Raw genomic sequence first — 18168 nt, forward strand, 5'->3', positions numbered from 1 at the left:
AAATAAAAAACAGAAATTAAACAATACAGGAACAAGAACTAAAGTTAAAAGTGTTGAGTTTATAAGCCTGAAAATAATAGCTATTACCATAAGTAATTTACTTCATATCCTGCTTCACACAAAAATATTATTCTTATATAAAAATTGTTCCTTTTTCACAAAGCAAACTTGTTTTAAGTTTTGATGAAAAATATAAAATCAAGTAAAAGACAAACATTCCCTTACACTCTTAATGTCAATGTTACAATCTTAAGTGGTACAATAGCACTTATTTATCCAAGTATAGAATCTAATATACGAAAAAATTTATGCTGAAGTTTTGACAAATACACTTCTAGTCTTTTGGGTAAGGAAAGATTAAAAGAAATGGTGCATTAACACCACTAACACCCTCACCAATTTAAATATTTTTTGCAAGAATCCATCATAAGATACTTACAACTCTTTTTTGACAAGCAAAGTATATTCTATATTTATCTTTGCTTTTTACAAATTTAAATCTGCAACTTCAGTTCGAATTTATCTTTTGAAGACAGCTCAACCTGATAAAATCTTTCAAGCCTTTAAAGAGAATTTTGCAAAAGTACAACTTTTTGCTTATTTGCTTTGAGAAGTTCTTTAAGATTTAAAATGTTAAAGTAACACTTAAAGCAAGAGAATTTTTGCTTTCGATTTGCATTAAAGCGCTAGGATCCTTTTTTGACTCTCTAGCATATTTAACCTCGACCCTCTGCCACCTTCATCAAAAAGCAAAAACCGAAACGAAAAGAAAGCAAACAGACTTTCTCGCGGATAGCTATATATCCATTTTTAAGACTAATATTTAGCATATAAGAAGCAAAAACATTTTCTTTTTCAAAATACCCTTCATATATTCAAGTTACTTGATAAGATATTGTTCATTTTTAAACTCGAAGCAATCAATTCTTTCAAATTTGAATCAAAAACAGACAAAAGTAAAAGCATTATAAGAGATATTTTCATTCTGCTCAAACTAAATATAATTTAATTATAATAGATTTTAGCAACACTCAATTTCAAATTTAGTTGTTTTAAACCTTATATAAGTTACAATTTTTTATTTTTTAGGATGTATTATGAAAAATATTCGTAACTTTTCCATCATCGCTCATATAGATCACGGAAAAAGCACTCTTGCAGATAGAATCATTGCTGAATGCGGTGCTATTAGTTCCAGAGAGATGAGTGCTCAAGTAATGGATACTATGGATATAGAAAAAGAAAGAGGCATTACAATCAAAGCCCAATCTGTACGACTCGAATACAACTATAAAGGGCACAATTTCATTTTAAACCTCATCGACACACCAGGTCATGTGGATTTTTCTTATGAAGTAAGCAGAAGTTTAGCAAGCTGTGAAGGAGCTTTGCTTGTTGTTGATGCAACTCAAGGAGTGCAAGCACAAACAATTGCAAATGTTTATATAGCCCTAGAAAACAATCTTGAAATTCTCCCTATAATTAACAAAATTGACTTGCCTTCTGCTAATATTGAAAGAGTGAAGAATGAAATTGAACATATTATAGGAATAGACTGCACTGAAGCTATTTGTGTAAGTGCAAAAACCGGTGAAGGTATAAAAGAACTTCTTGAAAGCATTATTAAAAAAATTCCCGCTCCACAAGATAATGATCAAGCTGCGACAAAAGCTTTGATTTATGATTCTTGGTTTGATAATTACCTAGGAGCTTTGGCTTTGGTAAGAATCTATGAAGGAACCATTGCAAAAAATGATGAAGTTTTCATAATGAGTACAGAAAAAAAATATCTTGTTCAAGATTTATTATATCCTCATCCCTTAAATCCTATCCACACGCAAATTTTAAGTTCTGGAGAAGTGGGAATTGTTGTTTTAGGACTTAAAACACTAGGAGAGCTTGCTGTTGGCGATACTCTTACTTTAAACAAAAACAAAGCTAAAGAAGCTATCAGCGGTTTTGAGCAAGCAAAGGCTTTCGTCTTTGCAGGACTATACCCGATAGAAACAGATAAATTTGAAGATTTACGAGAAGCTTTAGATAAGCTTAAGCTTAATGATAGCTCTTTGAAGTATGAACCAGAGACTTCTTCAGCCTTAGGTTTTGGTTTTAGAGTTGGTTTTTTAGGACTTTTACATATGGAAGTGATCAAAGAAAGATTAGAACGTGAATTTAAACTTGATCTTATAGCTACAGCACCAAGTGTTACCTATGAAATTTATCAAACAGATGGAACACTTCTGCAAATTCACAATCCAAGCGACCTGCCACCTACAAACAAAATCGAATATATAAAAGAACCTTATGTTAAAGCTACTATTATTACTCCGAGTGAATTTTTAGGAAATATCATCACGCTACTCAATAAAAAAAGAGCTGTACAAACAAAAATGGACTATATTACCACAGAACGTGTTTTGCTTGAATATGATATACCGCTTAATGAAATTGTTATGGATTTTTACGACAAACTTAAGAGTTTAACAAAGGGCTATGCAAGTTTTGATTATGAAGCAAGTGAATTAAGAATTGGAGACTTAGTGAAACTTGACATAAAAGTAGCAGGAGAAAATGTGGATGCGCTAAGCATCATCATACCGCAAGAAAAAGCTTTAAACAAAGGCAGGGAACTTGTAAAAGCAATGAAAGAAATAGTACCAAGACAACTTTTTGAAGTAGCCATTCAAGCGAGTATAGGAAGTAAGATTATCGCTAGAGAAACAGTGAAGTCTATGGGTAAAAATGTTACAGCTAAATGTTATGGCGGGGATATTACACGTAAAAGAAAATTGCTCGAAAAACAAAAAGAAGGTAAAAAAAGAATGAAAGCTATAGGAAAAGTCAGTTTGCCACAAGAAGCCTTTTTAACCGTGTTAAAACTTGATTAGAAGTTTAAAATAAAATACAATTTTTACAAGTTAAACAACTTATCTGTTTTAAGCAATGCCAAAGAATGAAATTGAAGATTTATTTTCTTATTAGCATACAGACTATGCTTTTTTCAATTTCAAAAATGGGCTAATATCTAACAAATCCTTTATCTCATTTACACAACAAATCAAAATATCCCATCTTTGTTAAAACCAGAAGAAATACGCCAAGATTGCAATAATTAAAGAACAAAAAATATTCAAATATATTCCCACTTTTATCATTTGTGTCTGTTGAATATAACCTGTTCCAAAAACTAAAGCATTTGGAGGTGTAGCTACGGGAAGCATAAAAGCACAACTTGCACCTATACCTATAATCAACGCAAGAGCTAAGCTTGAAACGCCTAAAGAATCCGCTATGGAAATAAAAAATGGTACAAGTAAAGAGGCTGAAGCCGTATTTGAAGTAAATTCTGTCAAAAAAACAATAAACAAAGAAACTAAAAGAGCTACAAAAAATAAATTAGTATTTTTAACTAAAGCAACCATTCCATCTGCCATTACCTTACTTGCACCAGAATCTTTTAAAATGAAACTTAAAGTTATACCACCTCCAAAAAGCATTAAAACACCCCAATCTGTATTTTTTTGTATCGTTTTCCAATCAACCACTCTAAAAGAACATACTAAAATAGCAGCCAATAGAGCTATAACACTATCAAATGAACTTATTTTCTCAAGTCCTGCTAAAGCTGAAAAAAAAGGCTCTAAATAAGCAGAAAAAATCCAACAGCAAGCAATAAAAGCAAAAATTGCTAAAGTAATATACCTTTGAGAATTCATTTTAATAGTTTCATCATTACGCATTATATCAATATGATAGTTCAATTTAGGTCTTAGTACAAAATACAATACTGCAATCATTAAAGGCATAAAAAGAAGTACAACAGGAATCCCATACCAAAGCCACTGTGCAAAAGTAATGCCTAAATTTGAAGCTACAATAGAATTTGGAGGTGTTCCCACTAAAGTTCCTATACCTCCAATATTAGCACTAAAAGCTATTCCTAATAAAACAAAAACATAGGTATTTCGATTTGCATCAATTTTAGAAAGAATCCCAATAGTCAATGGAAGCATCATTGCTGCAGTTGCTGTATTACTCATCCACATTGATAAAAATGCAGTAGCTAAAAAAATAGACAAGACAGAAAGAGCAAAATTGCCTTTAGCTAAATAAAGTAATCTTTGAGCTATGATTTTATCAATCTGCTGAAAATGCAATGCCGCTGCTAAAGCAAAACCACCAAAAAATAAAAAAATATTTGGATCTGCAAAATTTGCAAGAGCATTTTTTGTACTTAACAAGCCTGTACCTATAGCCAAAACAGGAATTAATATCGATGTGATGGTAACGTGTAAAGCTTCACTAAGCCATAAAACAGCTGCAAAAATTAAAATAGCAAGACCTGAATTCACTTTATGTTCGAAAGGAAGAAAACAAAGCAATAAAAAAAATATAATAATATCCACAATAACAATGGCTGTTTTTAAAAGATTTGACACAAATAACTCCTTTTTCTTTATATCTCAATATTTACAATAATAACATTAAGCTGCTTTGATTGTATAGATTTGAAAGCTCTTTTTTGCAAGTTTTTTTTAAAATTTACAATATTACACAATCTCTTTTGCTTTTATCCGATATTCTTTTTTATAAAAAGTACTTTCTTATTAGTTAAGAAAATTATATACTAACTTGAAAATTACTTTATTTTTGACTACAATTTCACAACTTCGAAAAAGGAGAAGAGAATGAAAAATCTTATAATTCTTATTGTATCAGCTTTACTATTAAATGCTTGTGCAAATAAAAGTACTTTCGCACAGGTTCATCAAATTTCTAAAAATACCGTTTGTTCCCCTTGCAGTACTGATAGTAGTTTTGAAGCACGAATTAAAGGGCTTTTGTATGTAAGTGATATTGGGATTCAATGTTGTCCAAATAAACGCACTTTGGATACAAACATCGCCTTGAAAAAAGTGTATTTACACCGCTTTTATGACTTAAAAGAAGATCAAAAAATTCTACTTTTTAATGACAAAAAACTTTTTGTTGATGTGCAATTTAATGCTGTTTTCTATACCTACCTTGAGCAAGAACTCAAAGCAAGAGGTATTGTTATAGTTGATAATAATCAAAATAATTCACCATATATATCAAAAATAGATTTAAACTTTAGTGCTTACAGTGCAAGAAAAGACTCAACTGGTTTGCATTCAAAACTCGTTGGAGTGCTAAAAGTCAGTGATATTAATAAAGATAGAAATTTTACTATACGTACAAAACAAGATGTAGAAGGTTTTAAGAATATAAAAGAAATTACTTTTTATACCCATTTGCTTATCAAACAAATGGCAAATAAAGCAGCAAGTATTATTAGCGAACTTTGAAGTGCTTCAACTGCCAAAGCTTTACACTTTTGTCTTTTTGCGATAGGTGCATAAAAGAACTTGAGGAATTGTCTCTAGGAAAAAGAGAGCTTGAAAACAATTTTAAGGTGTATTCTTTTTATAAATATTATGAAATTAAACACCTTTTACATTCTAAACATCATTTTTATGGGTATTTTGTATTCAATACCTTAGCACAATTAAGTTTTGCTAAATTGAAGGATTTTTTCAATCCTCCAGTTTGCATAAATGCGATTGCTTTAGATGATAGAGTCGAAAATACGCTTTATTCACATTCAGCAATTTTAACTAAATATTTAAAAAGCAAAACTATCAAACCTATTTTTAGTGCTTTACAAGCTCAAAATCAGGTGAAATATTCCGGAAAAAGTCTGGATTTTCGTCAAAAAAATAAAAGAAACTTCAAACTTTTAAAAGAAATAAAAAACCCTGTCATTTTAGTTGATGATATTCTTACAACTGGCTTGAGTCTACTTGAAGCAAAAAGTGTGTTAGAAAAGAATAAGATTCGTGTACTTTTTGCTTTGGTTTTAGCTGATGCAAAAGTTTAATTTGTTACAATAAATTTTTTGATTAATTATAAGGATTTATATGCAGAGTATTTTTAATAACAATTCTGACACCCAACTTATAGATATAGAAACTTCTATTAAAGCAAGTTATCTTGATTATTCAATGAGTGTCATTATCGGTCGGGCTTTACCTGATGCAAGAGATGGTTTAAAACCTGTACATAGAAGAATCTTATATGCAATGAATGATCTTGGTGTTGGAAGTCGAAGTGCGTATAAAAAATCCGCACGTATTGTGGGTGATGTCATAGGTAAATATCATCCTCACGGCGATACTGCTGTCTATGATGCTCTTGTACGTATGGCTCAAAATTTTTCAATGCGCTACCCAAGTATCGATGGACAAGGCAATTTTGGTTCTATCGATGGAGATGGGGCTGCTGCTATGCGTTATACAGAAGCAAGAATGACTATCTTAGCTGAAGAATTGCTAAGAGATATAGACAAAGACACTGTTGATTTTGTGCCAAATTATGATGATTCTTTAAATGAACCTGATGTATTACCTAGCAGAGTACCTAATTTACTTTTAAATGGCTCTAGTGGAATTGCTGTAGGTATGGCAACAAACATACCCCCACACAGTCTCAATGAACTCATTGATGCATTGTTACACCTTCTTGAAAATAAACAAGCAAGTTTAGAAGATCTAATGCAACACATTAAAGGACCGGATTTTCCAACAGCTGGGATTATTTATGGAAAAAAAGGCATTATAGAAGCCTATCGTACAGGACGCGGTAGAATAAAAATTCGAGCAAAAACTCATATAGAAAAAAGATCAAACAAAGATATAATTGTTATTGATGAACTTCCTTATCAAACCAATAAAGCAAGACTTATTGAGCAAATCGCGGAACTTGTTAAAGAAAAACAAATAGAAGGAATTTCAGAAATTAGAGACGAAAGCGATAGAGAAGGAATACGCGTTGTTATTGAACTCAAACGCGACGCTATGAGTGAAATTGTTTTAAATAATTTATTTAAATCCACTGCTATGGAAAGTACTTTTGGCGTAATTATGCTTGCCATTCACAACAAAGAACCAAAAATCTTTTCCCTAAAAGAATTATTACATTTGTTTTTAACACATCGTAAAACAGTAATCATAAGACGCACTCTCTTTGAACTTCAAAAAGCAAGAGCAAGAGCTCACATTTTAGAAGGTCTAACAATTGCTCTTGATTTAATTGATGAAGTTATTGCTTTAATTAAAAACAGCCCTGACAATACAGAGGCAAAAAATGCACTTATTTCAAATTTTAAGCTCAGTGAAATACAAGCGAATGCTATTTTAGATATGAAACTTGGTCGTTTGAGCGGTCTTGAAAGGGAAAAAATAGAAAATGAATTAGCAGAACTCATTAAAGAAATAGCAAGACTTGACGAAATTTTAAAAAGCGAAAGTTTGCTTGAAAATTTAATACGTAGTGAGCTTGAAGAAATTCGTGCAAAATTTGATGTACCTCGCATTACTCAAATAGAAGATGATTATGAGGATATAGATATTGAAGACTTAATACCAAATGAAAATATGGTCGTAACTATCACTCATAGAGGATATATCAAAAGAGTTCCAAGCAAACAATATGAAAAACAAAAAAGAGGAGGTAAAGGCAAACTTGCTATAACCACTTATGAAGATGATTTCATAGAAAATTTCTTTACAGCAAATACTCACGATACCTTAATGTTCGTAACAGATCGAGGACAGCTTTACTGGCTTAAAGTCTATAAAATTCCAGAAGGTACTCGTATAGCTAAAGGTAAGGCTGTTGTCAATTTAATCAATCTCCAAGCTGAAGAAAAAATCAGAGCAATTATTCCTACAATAGATTTTGACAAAAGCAAATCCTTATGCTTTTTTACAAAAAACGGCATTGTAAAGCGAACCAATCTCAGCGAATATCAAAACATACGAAGTGTAGGAGTTAAGGCTATAAATCTTGATGAAGATGATGAACTTGTAACTGCAATCATTGTCCAAAAAGACAGCAATGAAGATATATTTGACAATGACGAAGAATTCACAGACAACGAAAAAGATATTCAAAACAATGATGGGGAAAATCTTATACAGGAATTCGAAAGCGGAAAAATGCTTTTTGCTGTTACAAAAAAAGGAATGTGTATCAAATTTCCACTTTTTAAAGTGAGACAAACTGGTCGGGTAAGTCGAGGTGTAACAGCTATTAAATTTAAAGAAAAAAATGACGAACTAGTAGGAGCAGTTGTCGTAGAAAATGATGAACAAGAAGTTTTGAGTATTAGTGCAAAAGGCATAGGAAAACGTACAAATTCTGGAGAATATAGACTTCAAAGCCGAGGTGGAAAAGGTGTTATTTGTATGAAGCTCACCGACAAAACCAAAGAACTTATTGGTGTAGTAATTGTCGATGAAAGTATGGATTTAATGGCTTTAACAAGTAGCGGGAAAATGATTCGAGTTGATATGCAAAGCATACGCAAGGCGGGACGCAATACAAGTGGAGTGATTGTCGTCAATGTGGAAAATGATGAAGTAGTGAGTATAGCTAAATGCCCAAAAGAGGACAATGACAATGAAATCGATGAAAATTGATTGTAAATTAAGAAGTACAAAATTGGAACGATTTTTGCTTTTAATTTCGTAATTACAATATTTTGAAGGTGTAACAATGAAAAATTTATTTTTTATGCTGGTCATAGCATTTATTTTTGGTGGATGTACTCCAAGTATCAATAAAAATGCTTCAAGTGCAACCAATACAACAAATCCAGATGTTATCGTACAAAAGGTCGATAAAGATGATGTGCGCGATATAATTAGAGAGGAGAAAATGCTTGCTCCTGATGTAAGCGAAAGCGAGCTTAGTTTTACAGCAGTTGGTGAAGGTATAGCTCCACTTAACACTGTTTCAACAGCTCAAGCTTTAGCTTTAGCCAAAAGAGCAGCTTTAACTGACGCTTACAGACAGCTTGCAAGTAAGCTTTATGGTGTCAAAGTAAATGGCAAAGATACAGTAAAAGATGCTATGCTAAGAAGTTCAACTATTACAGCACAAGTCAATGGACTCATTAAAAATGCAAGTGTTATTGATGAGAATTTTAATCAAGGACTTTATAGAGTTAATGTAGAGCTTAAAATCGATGCAGACAAGTGGAAAGAATTATTTGCATATTGATATTTTTTCATCTCAAGCTTTTTGCCCAAGATGAATTTATTTTTTGGGCTGAGCTTTCGAGTAAAAATTTCATTCTTTTTCATCAAAGTCAAAATCTCTCTTTAGCAATGACAAAAAGCGAAGAGAAACAAAGAGAATTTCTGTGTGAGCTTTTTTATACTCAAAAAGACATTCATACTCTGCCACGTACAGAATTAGGACTGATTGATGATGAAATGCCAAAAACAAGAAAACTTGAATTCTTAAATGCGCACAAAAACGAACTCAACGACTGTTTTATTGGAGCTAAAGTAAGTGTTAAAGACATAACAAAAACAGAATTCGCTAAAGCACATAATGAAACATATATAAAAATTCTCCCTTTGCGTTTTACAATAGAATTTAATGAAAACGCTGTGCTTATTTATCAAATTCAAAAAAAGTAAATTTAAGTTCATTTTGCTATCATTGAGACAAAAAATTGCAAAGGTTTTTGTATGAATTTGGTCATAGTTGAAGATGATATTAATATGAGAAAATCACTTGAAATTGCCTTAGCCGAATACAAAGAATTTAAGATCAAATCTTACAAATCAGCCACAGAAGCTTTAAAAAAAATAGATAACGATACAGATTTAATCATTACAGATATTAATATGCCCGGGCTTGATGGGATTGATTTTGTTAAAGCTTGTCAAAACAAGTACGATTTTATTATCATCACAGGAAATGCAACCCTTAATAGAGCAATAGAAGCTGTACGTTTAGGCGTTAAAGACTTTCTTACAAAACCTTTTGACATTAATACCTTAGTGCAAGCCATTAAACGTGTAAAGATTATTCGAGAAAAAACAAGCAAGAAACAAACAGATACGCAAAAAAACAATGAAGATTTTTTTTGTACTTCTGAAAAACTAGAACAAACTCTAGTTCTAAGTCAGAAAGCTGCAAAAACAGATGTATCGGTTATGTTTATAGGCGAAAGTGGAGTGGGTAAAGAAGTTTTCTCAAAATATATCCATAAAAATAGCAAAAGAACTTTGAAACCTTTCATAGCTATTAATATGGCAGCCATTCCAGCTAATCTTATAGAAAGCGAACTTTTTGGCTTTGAAAAAGGAGCTTTTACCGATGCAAATACAACCAAAATAGGACTTTTTGAATTAGCAAATGAAGGCACGCTCTTTTTAGACGAAATCGGCGAAATGCCTTATGAAATTCAAGCCAAACTTTTAAGAGCTCTTCAAGAAAAGGAGATTACACGGTTAGGTGGAATAAAACCTATAAAAATTGATGTAAGAATCATTAGTGCAACAAATGCAAATTTAGAACAAAAAATTCATAATGGTGAGTTTCGAAGTGATTTATATTACCGCTTAAACACCATCCCTATTCACATTCCACCTCTAAGAGAGAGAAAAGAGGAGATTTTAGGCATTTCAAAAATTGTACTTGAACAAACTTGTTTAGAATATGAATTTGAAAAAAAAATCTTAAGCAAAGAAGCTGAAGAATCATTACTTCAATATGATTTTCCCGGAAATATTAGAGAATTAAAATCTATCATACAAAGAGCGTGTATCCTAAGCGAAGGAAATGAAATTTCAAGCAAAGACCTATTCTTAGAAGCAAGAACTCCAAAAAAAGATTTCAAAAATCTAGAAAAAGAATTACTTTATGAAGTATTACAAAATGTTCAATTTGACAGACAACAAGCAGCAGATACCTTAGGCATAAGTCTTGAAAATTTAAATGAAAAAATAAAAAGATACAATATCAAAGGATAAAAATGTCAAAAAATAATACTTTCACTCCTCAGAAAATAGCTATTGTTGGTGCGACTGGTGCCGTAGGAGAAGAGCTTTTAACTATCCTAGAAGAGCTTGATTTTCCTGTAAAAAGCATTCTGCCTTTAGCAAGTGCAAAAAGTGCAGGCAATGAAATTTTTTTTCAAGGAAAATCTTACAAAATTCAAGAATTAAATGAAAAAATTTTTAAAGAAAATCCAATAGATATAGCTTTTTTTAGTGCGGGAGGAGAAGTTTCAGCACAATTTGCTCATTATGCTGTAAAATATGGAGCTTTAGTAATTGACAATACAAGCCATTTTAGAATGGATAGCAATATACCTTTAGTCGTACCTGAATGTAATGGCGATGATATTAAATTATGGAAAAAAACAGGCATTATTGCAAATCCAAATTGCTCCACAATTCAAATGGTACATATCTTAAAACCGCTTGATGATGTTTTTGATTTAAAAAGAGTTGATGTCAGTACATATCAAGCAGCAAGTGGAGCAGGAAAAGAAGGAATGGAAGAACTTATTAAAGCAATGCAAAGTTTTTTTTCTTTTCAACTTGATGAATTTAAAGCAAAAACTTTTCCTTACACTTTGGCTTTAAACCTCATCCCTCAAATTGATGTTTTTAACGAAGAAAATTCATACACCAAAGAAGAATTAAAAATGGTCAATGAAACCAAGAAAATTTTACACAAAGAACTTGAAATTTCGGCAACTTGTGTACGTGTTCCCGTATTGCGAAGCCACAGTGAAGCCCTTACTTTACATTTTAAACAAAATATTGATGTCCAAAAAGCAAGAGCAGTCCTTAAAAAAGCACCAAATGTCAAAGTGTTTGATGATATTAAAAAGAAAAAATATCCTATGCCTCTTTTTACAAGCAACACAAATGAAACATATGTTGGTAGAATTCGCGCTGATTTGTATGCTCAAAATATCCTTCATCTTTGGTGTGTGGCTGATCAAATCCGTGTTGGCGCAGCGACAAATGCTGTTCGAATTGCACAAAAGTGGCTTGAATTAGAAAAAAAATAATAATTCGCTAATACAAAAGCTCGAAATGAAAAATAGTGATTTTATATAGTTATTTTATTTTGCTATAATGTATTTTATTTCACAAAAATTTTTATAAAAAGCTTTGTGAAAAATGAATGTGTTACAAAATTGGTATTATTACTTGAAATTTAGTAAATAAAAAGGTAAAAAAATGTTTCGTTGGATATTTTTAAGCGGAATTTGTATTATGTCCCTCTTTGGTATTAACTTAAAATCTTTTTTTGACTATACTTTTGATTCAAACAAACAGTATGATATGATTGAAGCTAAGAAATTATATTTCCAAAAAAAATGCAACACCTGCCACGGGGAACAGGGTCAAAAACGTATAGCTAACTCTAGGATTTTGCAAGAAATGTCTGCAAGAGAACTTAAAGCAGCATTAATTGACTACACTCTCAATTCAAAGAATTCTGCAAGTGCTGTACAAATGGCTTTATATGCAAAGAATTTAAGCCATAATGATATGGATACAATTATCGCATACCTTAAAGGAAAAGATTTTGCCCTAGAAACTGAAGCACAAGATTTTGAAGAACCATTGAAAAAAACTAAAAATGGTACTTTTCTTAAATAAATTCAAAAGAAAGGAATTGTTATGAAAAAAATATTTTTCTCACTCACTACTCTAACTTTAGCCGGCCTTTTATATGCTAAAGAAATTAATTTAGGAGTTGTTTTGCCCCTTACGGGTCCTTTAGCTGCTTATGGACAAGATGTTTTAAATGGTATAGAACTTGCTAACAAACTAGATTCCAAGCTTTCAAATGGTGATAGCATTAAAATTATCACTGTTGATACAAAAGGAGACAAATTAGAAACATCTAATGGTGTTACTCGTCTTATCTCTCAAAACAAAGTCTTGGGGCTCATAGGTGAAGCCATTACTCCAAATACTATCCAAGCTATTTCTATTGCAGAAGAAAAGCAAATTCCCCTCATTGCACCTGTAGCTTCAGGCGATAGACTCTTAGAAAAGAAAAAATATGCTGCTCGTGTATGTTTTCAAGATAGCTTTCAAGGAGAAAAATTTGCTATCTATGTTTTTGAAGAATTAAGTCTTAAAAATGCTGCCTTAATTGTTGATCAAAGCAATGTGTATTCTTTAGGACTTGCAAAAGCCTTTGAAACAGCATTTCAAAAAAGTGGTGGCAAAATAGTAAAACAGATTAATATTAATTCAGGTGATAAAGATTTCAGAGCTATCATTTCACAACTCAAAAATATCAAGCCAGATCTTGTTTATATGCCTATTTATCATCCAGAAGCAGCTCTTATAGCACGACAAGCAAAACAAGTAGGTTTTAATACACTTCTAACAGCTGGAGATGGAATTAATAATAAAACCTTTATTGAACTTGGAGGCGAAGCAGTAAATGGTGTTATTTTCACAGATAGCTTTGATTATAATAATCCTACGACACAAAGAGGAAAAGACTTTATAAAAGCATATGAAAAAATAAAAGGTTCAAAAGAACTTCCTGCATTTTCAGCTATGGGTGCTGATGCGTATTATGTAATGTTCAATGCTATGAATACTTGTATAAATACTTTTACAAGCGAATGTATCAACAATGCAATTCATAAAACACAGAATTTTGAAGGTGTTGGCGGTGTTATAAATATTGATGAAACAGGTAATGCTGCACGTCCTGTTGTGATTAAAGAGATACAAAACTTACAGCAAAAGTACAAAACAACTCTTAACCCCTAAAGGATATGTGGCAATGAAAAAAAGTATAATCTTTGCTAACATATTATTTGCATTAAGTCTCAACGCTGCCGAAGTTAAACTTGGCGTAGTTCTTCCGCTAAGCGGGACTACTGCCGCTTATGGACAAAGTGCTTTAGATGGTATTAAACTTGCTCATTCAATGCAAATGGATTTGAAAAATGGGGACAAGATTAAACTTGTTATTATTGACACAAAAGCAGATAAACTTGAATCCTTTAGCGGGACACAACGTCTCATTTCACAAGAAAAGGTCTTAGGACTTATAGGAGAAATGGTAACGGCTAACACTCTGCAAGTAATGCGTGTCGCCGAACAAAACAAAATTCCACTTATAGCACCAGCAGCCACGGGAGATAAACTTTTAGAAAAAAAAAGTTATTCTTCGAGAGTATGTTTTATGGATAGTTTTCAAGGTTCTTCTTTAGCAAAATATACAAATCAAACACTAGATTTAAAAAAAGCTATCATTATTACAGATCAAAGCACTGATTATTCTTTAGGTTTAAGCAGGGCTTTCGAACAAGAATTTAAAGCACAAGGCGGAACAGTGCTTCAAAAATTCACAATTAACTCAGGTAATAAAGATTTCAAAGCCCTCATCTCTCAAATCAAAAGCTTTAATGCAGATTTTATTTATATACCTGTGTACTATAATGAAGCTTCTTTATTTGTTAGGCAAGCGAAAAATGCCGGTTTAAATACTCTTATGGGTTCAGCTGATGGAGTTGCTGATATGGCTTTCATTACTTTAGCTGGAAATGCAGGTGAAAATTTCATTTTCACTGACAGCTTCGATTCAGACAATCCAAGCACACAGCTTGGTAAAGAATTTACTATCCTTTATAATAAAGAAAAAAATACAAAAGGAGTTCCAAATTTTACGGCTATGGGTGCTGATGCATATTTTGTAATGTTTGAAGCTATGAATACTTGTACAAATACCCTCACAAGCGAATGTATCAACAATGCAATTCATAAAACACAGAATTTTGAAGGTGTAACTGGCAAAATCAGTATAGATAAAAGCGGTAATGCGATACGTTCTGTTGTTGTAAAGGAAATAAAAAATCAAAAACAAAGTTACAAAGATACTATAAATCCTTAAGGAAAATTGTATATGAGTATAGATTTCGTTTTATTTTTACAACAACTCATTAACGGTTTGAGCTTAGGAAGTATGTATGCCCTCATCGCCACCGGTTATACTATGGTCTATGGTGTTTTAAGATTGATTAATTTCGCCCACGGTGATATTATGATGGTTGGTGCTTATGTAGCACTTTTTTGCATTAGCAATTTAAATATACCTTTCTTGAGTGCTGTATCATTAGCAATGATTTTTGCTGCTTTCATAGGTATAATAACTGATAAAATAGCTTATAAACCTTTAAGAGAAGCTCCGCGCATTTCTCTACTCATCACAGCCATAGGAATAAGTTTCTTCCTACAAAATCTCTTTAATATGCTCTTTACTTCAGAACCTAAAACTTTTCCTGTACCAAATTTACTTGAAAGACTTGTCAGCTTTGGACAAATCAAACTCTCTTTAGGAAGCATACTTGTACCAATCATTACTCTAATTATTATGTTCTTTGTACTTTTTATCTTGCATAAAAGTAAATATGGTGTAGCTATTCGTGCTTTGGCTTTTGATGTTAAAACAGTACATCTAATGGGAATTGATGCAAATTTAATTATAGCCATAGTTTTTGCTTTAGGTTCTGCTCTGGCTGCTATTGGTGGTATATTTTGGTCTGTCAATTATTATTCTGTCGAACCAACTATGGGAACATTGATGGGTTTAAAAGCATTTGCAGCTGCTGTTTTGGGAGGAATAGGCTCAGTAATTGGGGCTGTTTTAGGAGGACTTATTATAGGACTAAGTGAGGTTATAGCTGTAGCTTTTTTTCCAGAACTTTCTGGTTTTAAAGATGCTTTTGCTTTTATTTTTCTTGTTTTTATTTTACTCTTCAGACCAACAGGAATTTTAGGTATTAACTTTGAGAAAAGTAGGTTTTAATGAAGCAAAATACTCTTTTACATTTACTCTTCCTCTTTATGTCTCTTGGTTTTCTCTTTATTTGTCCTTATATTTTTAGCGATTATGGTATGAGTATAATTAATCAAATAGCTATTTTTATAATATTTGCTGCAAGCTACAATCTTATTAATGGTGTTACAGGTCAATTTTCTTTAGAACCTAATGGTTTTATAGCTGTGGGAGCGTACATTGCAGCTCTTATTCTTTTAAGCACAGAGGCAAAAAACGAACAATTTTATTATGTAGGTATTAATCCTTTTATTTTAAATCTCCATTCTTCAAGCTTTATTGTAGCTTTGCTTGCCGCTGGAATAGGTGCTTGTTTCTTATCTCTTGTACTTTCTTTTGCTGTTTTTCGTGTCAGAGGTGATTATTTAGCTATTGTAACTTTAGGATTTGGTATTATTATTAAACTTTTAGCTCTTAGTTTTCCAACTTTTACAAATGGTTCTAGAGGGCTTGTTGATATTCCTCAATTTTCAAATATCTACTATATAGGTTGTTTAGCTATTATTAGCGTGATTGTAATTTTGAATATAGTTTCATCAAAATTCGGTAGAGCAATGAAAGCCGTGCGAGACGATGAAGATGTTGCAAGTGCTATGGGAATTAACACTTTTTGGATTAAAACTCTCGCTTTTGGAACTTCAGCTTTTTTAGAAGGCATAGGAGGTGGACTTTTGGTCTGCCTTTTAGGTACTGTTTCACCGGAACAATTTGGATTTGAACTGACTTTTCTGCTTCTTATTATTATCGTTTTAGGGGGGCTTGGTTCTACAACTGGTGCTGTTTTAGGTGCTGTTTTAATTATAGGTGGCAAAGAATGGCTACGTTTCTTAGATGAAAATATGAATATCTTTGGTTATCAAATACAAGCAATGCCGGGTTTTAGAATGCTTATATTTTCTCTTATTCTTATTTTGGTAATGCTTTTTGCAAGAAAAGGAATAATGAAAGACAAAGAACTCATCGATATTTTTCTTTCTCTTAAAAAACATTTCAAAGGAAAGGAATGATTTTAAAAGTAGAACATATTTCAAAAAGTTTCGGTGGAGTCAAAGCTATCAACGATACTTCTTTTAGTGTAAATGAACAAGAAATTCTTGCCTTAATCGGTCCTAATGGAGCTGGAAAAACTACTCTTTTTAATATCATCACAGGCAATTACAAAGCCACAAGCGGACAAATTTTTTTCAAAGATGCAAATATCACTCATTTAAAACCACATAAAATAGTACATTTAGGCATAGCAAGAACTTTTCAAAACATAAGACTTTTTTCAAGTATGTCTGTATTAGAAAATGTACTTATAGGTTTTCATCATCAAATCAAATACAACGTTATAGAAGCTTTTTTACATTTAGGTCGTTTTAAAAAAACAGAAAAACAATTCACACAAAAAGCTTTAGAACTCTTAGATGAACTTAGGTTGAATGAATTTGCCCAACTTAAAGCTGTGAATTTAAGCTATGGACAACAAAGAAAAGTGGAACTTGCAAGGGCTATGGCTACAAATCCCTCCTTGCTTTTACTTGATGAACCTGCTGCTGGAATGAATAGTAAAGAGAGTAATGATTTGGCTGAACTTCTTTTACATTTAAGAACAAAATATAAAATTGCTATTTTACTGATTGAGCACGATATGAAATTTGTTGGAAAATTATGCGACAAAGTTGTAGTACTTGATTACGGAAAAATGATTTTTGAAGGCAGATTAGATGAAGCTGTACAACAAAAAGAAGTTATAGCCGCCTATTTAGGGGACTTTAATGTTAGCAGTTAAAAATTTACATGTTTATTATGGCCTTATTGAAGCTGTAAAAGGCATTGATTTTACAATTCAAACAGGCAGTATTGTTTCGCTTATTGGTTCAAATGGAGCTGGCAAAAGCTCTACGCTTAATGCTATTTTAAACGCTGTTAAAAGAACAGGGGAAATCAATTTTTTAGGTTTTGAAACAAGCAGACATTCAACACATACTTTAGTAAAAAATGGTATAAGTTTAGTACCTGAAGGCAGACGCATTTTTGCAAATTTAAGCGTCGAAGAAAATCTAAAAATTGGCGCCTTCAATAATAGCGAAAACTATGCCCACCTCAAAACACAAATGTACAAACTCTTTCCGCGACTTGCTAGCAAAAAGAAAAATCTTGCAGCTATGCTAAGCGGAGGAGAAGCTCAAATGCTTGCCATTTCAAGAGCTCTTATGAATGAGCCGAAACTTTTAATGCTTGATGAACCTTCTTTAGGACTTGCACCTAAAATCGCTATGGAGGTATTTGATATTATAACACGACTCAAAGAACAAGGCATTACTATACTTTTGGTTGAACAAAATGCGTATGCTGCATTAAAAATTAGTGATTATACTTACGTTTTGGAAAATGGACTTATAACAATGCAAGGAAGTTCTGAAGAACTTATTCATAATAATGAAATTCGAAAAAAATATCTAGGGATGTAAAACA

At 32.0% G+C, this 18168-nt stretch carries 17 protein-coding genes; 16 read left to right on the plus strand and 1 reads right to left on the minus strand.

What is annotated here, in order from left to right:
• Positions 1 to 183: 183 nt before the first annotated feature.
• Together OQH62_RS00220 and lepA are read left to right on the plus strand one after the other, a co-directional pair.
• Positions 184 to 315 (plus strand): hypothetical protein, encoded by a 132-nt coding sequence (locus OQH62_RS00220; protein ID WP_266012279.1) that lies wholly within the window; start codon positions 184 to 186, stop codon positions 313 to 315.
• Between the two features lie 782 nt (positions 316 to 1097).
• A complete protein-coding gene (gene lepA / locus OQH62_RS00225; protein WP_266012281.1) occupies positions 1098 to 2888 on the plus strand; it encodes a translation elongation factor 4 in 1791 nt (596 codons plus the stop codon).
• A 189-nt stretch (positions 2889 to 3077) separates the two neighbouring features.
• Here lepA and OQH62_RS00230 read toward each other — a convergent pair whose 3' ends face one another.
• Complete coding sequence (locus tag OQH62_RS00230; RefSeq protein ID WP_266012283.1) at positions 3078 to 4439, minus strand: SLC13 family permease; 1362 nt, start codon at positions 4437 to 4439, stop codon at positions 3078 to 3080.
• Between the two features lie 249 nt (positions 4440 to 4688).
• Between OQH62_RS00230 and mapA the strand changes: the two genes are divergently transcribed.
• From mapA to OQH62_RS00300, 14 genes are all read left to right on the plus strand, one after another.
• Positions 4689 to 5327 carry an outer membrane lipoprotein MapA gene (mapA, locus tag OQH62_RS00235; RefSeq protein WP_266012285.1) on the plus strand — a complete coding sequence of 213 codons (639 nt, stop codon included), beginning with the start codon at positions 4689 to 4691 and terminating at the stop codon, positions 5325 to 5327.
• Positions 5324 to 5899: a ComF family protein gene (locus tag OQH62_RS00240; RefSeq protein ID WP_266012287.1), complete on the plus strand. Its 576-nt coding sequence runs from the start codon at positions 5324 to 5326 to the stop codon at positions 5897 to 5899. Before mapA ends, OQH62_RS00240 begins: the two co-directional genes overlap by 4 nt.
• Before the next feature lie 40 nt (positions 5900 to 5939).
• Positions 5940 to 8501, plus strand: coding sequence for a DNA gyrase subunit A (gyrA, locus tag OQH62_RS00245; RefSeq protein ID WP_266012289.1), 2562 nt, complete (start codon positions 5940 to 5942; stop codon positions 8499 to 8501).
• 76 nt (positions 8502 to 8577) lie between these two features.
• The gene (flgP, locus tag OQH62_RS00250; protein ID WP_266012291.1) at positions 8578 to 9084 is read left to right on the plus strand and encodes a flagellar assembly lipoprotein FlgP; all 507 of its coding nucleotides are present in this window, start codon (positions 8578 to 8580) and stop codon (positions 9082 to 9084) included.
• Positions 9060 to 9509, plus strand: coding sequence for a hypothetical protein (locus OQH62_RS00255; protein WP_266012293.1), 450 nt, complete (start codon positions 9060 to 9062; stop codon positions 9507 to 9509). The genes flgP and OQH62_RS00255 overlap by 25 nt, the downstream gene beginning before the upstream one ends.
• A 51-nt stretch (positions 9510 to 9560) precedes the next feature.
• The gene (locus tag OQH62_RS00260) at positions 9561 to 10850 is read left to right on the plus strand and encodes a sigma-54-dependent transcriptional regulator (RefSeq protein ID WP_266012295.1); all 1290 of its coding nucleotides are present in this window, start codon (positions 9561 to 9563) and stop codon (positions 10848 to 10850) included.
• Between the two features lie 2 nt (positions 10851 to 10852).
• Entirely contained in the window at positions 10853 to 11902 is a 1050-nt protein-coding gene (locus OQH62_RS00265) for an aspartate-semialdehyde dehydrogenase (protein WP_266012297.1), read from the plus strand.
• A gap of 172 nt (positions 11903 to 12074) precedes the next feature.
• Positions 12075 to 12500, plus strand: a complete 426-nt coding sequence (locus OQH62_RS00270; protein WP_266012299.1) for a c-type cytochrome — start codon at positions 12075 to 12077, stop codon at positions 12498 to 12500.
• 21 nt (positions 12501 to 12521) lie between these two features.
• The gene (locus tag OQH62_RS00275) at positions 12522 to 13637 is read left to right on the plus strand and encodes an ABC transporter substrate-binding protein (RefSeq protein WP_266012302.1); all 1116 of its coding nucleotides are present in this window, start codon (positions 12522 to 12524) and stop codon (positions 13635 to 13637) included.
• Between the two features lie 13 nt (positions 13638 to 13650).
• Positions 13651 to 14763 (plus strand): ABC transporter substrate-binding protein, encoded by a 1113-nt coding sequence (locus OQH62_RS00280; RefSeq protein WP_266012304.1) that lies wholly within the window; start codon positions 13651 to 13653, stop codon positions 14761 to 14763.
• Positions 14764 to 14781: 18 nt separating this feature from the next.
• Positions 14782 to 15678 (plus strand): branched-chain amino acid ABC transporter permease, encoded by an 897-nt coding sequence (locus OQH62_RS00285; RefSeq protein WP_266012568.1) that lies wholly within the window; start codon positions 14782 to 14784, stop codon positions 15676 to 15678.
• Entirely contained in the window at positions 15678 to 16715 is a 1038-nt protein-coding gene (locus OQH62_RS00290) for a branched-chain amino acid ABC transporter permease (protein WP_266012306.1), read from the plus strand. The genes OQH62_RS00285 and OQH62_RS00290 overlap by 1 nt, the downstream gene beginning before the upstream one ends.
• On the plus strand, positions 16712 to 17482 hold the full coding sequence (locus OQH62_RS00295; protein ID WP_266012319.1) for an ABC transporter ATP-binding protein: 771 nt from the start codon (positions 16712 to 16714) through the stop codon (positions 17480 to 17482). The genes OQH62_RS00290 and OQH62_RS00295 overlap by 4 nt, the downstream gene beginning before the upstream one ends.
• Entirely contained in the window at positions 17469 to 18164 is a 696-nt protein-coding gene (locus OQH62_RS00300; RefSeq protein WP_266012321.1) for an ABC transporter ATP-binding protein, read from the plus strand. Before OQH62_RS00295 ends, OQH62_RS00300 begins: the two co-directional genes overlap by 14 nt.
• The last annotated feature ends 4 nt before the right edge of the window (positions 18165 to 18168 follow it).

This window comes from Campylobacter sp. MIT 21-1684 (assembly GCF_026241315.1).
Classification (GTDB): Bacteria; Campylobacterota; Campylobacteria; order Campylobacterales; family Campylobacteraceae; genus Campylobacter_D.

What these genes read in the sequence shown, in the direction of transcription:
- OQH62_RS00220 (WP_266012279.1), top strand. Translation starts at nt 184, where the DNA reads ATGAAAAATATAAAATCAAGTAAAAGACAAACATTCCCTTACACTCTT.
- lepA (WP_266012281.1), top strand. Translation starts at nt 1,098, where the DNA reads ATGAAAAATATTCGTAACTTTTCCATCATCGCTCATATAGATCACGGA.
- mapA (WP_266012285.1), top strand. Translation starts at nt 4,689, where the DNA reads ATGAAAAATCTTATAATTCTTATTGTATCAGCTTTACTATTAAATGCT.
- gyrA (WP_266012289.1), top strand. Translation starts at nt 5,940, where the DNA reads ATGCAGAGTATTTTTAATAACAATTCTGACACCCAACTTATAGATATA.
- flgP (WP_266012291.1), top strand. Translation starts at nt 8,578, where the DNA reads ATGAAAAATTTATTTTTTATGCTGGTCATAGCATTTATTTTTGGTGGA.
- OQH62_RS00260 (WP_266012295.1), top strand. Translation starts at nt 9,561, where the DNA reads ATGAATTTGGTCATAGTTGAAGATGATATTAATATGAGAAAATCACTT.
- OQH62_RS00265 (WP_266012297.1), top strand. Translation starts at nt 10,853, where the DNA reads ATGTCAAAAAATAATACTTTCACTCCTCAGAAAATAGCTATTGTTGGT.
- OQH62_RS00270 (WP_266012299.1), top strand. Translation starts at nt 12,075, where the DNA reads ATGTTTCGTTGGATATTTTTAAGCGGAATTTGTATTATGTCCCTCTTT.
- OQH62_RS00275 (WP_266012302.1), top strand. Translation starts at nt 12,522, where the DNA reads ATGAAAAAAATATTTTTCTCACTCACTACTCTAACTTTAGCCGGCCTT.
- OQH62_RS00280 (WP_266012304.1), top strand. Translation starts at nt 13,651, where the DNA reads ATGAAAAAAAGTATAATCTTTGCTAACATATTATTTGCATTAAGTCTC.
- OQH62_RS00290 (WP_266012306.1), top strand. Translation starts at nt 15,678, where the DNA reads ATGAAGCAAAATACTCTTTTACATTTACTCTTCCTCTTTATGTCTCTT.
- OQH62_RS00295 (WP_266012319.1), top strand. Translation starts at nt 16,712, where the DNA reads ATGATTTTAAAAGTAGAACATATTTCAAAAAGTTTCGGTGGAGTCAAA.
- OQH62_RS00300 (WP_266012321.1), top strand. Translation starts at nt 17,469, where the DNA reads ATGTTAGCAGTTAAAAATTTACATGTTTATTATGGCCTTATTGAAGCT.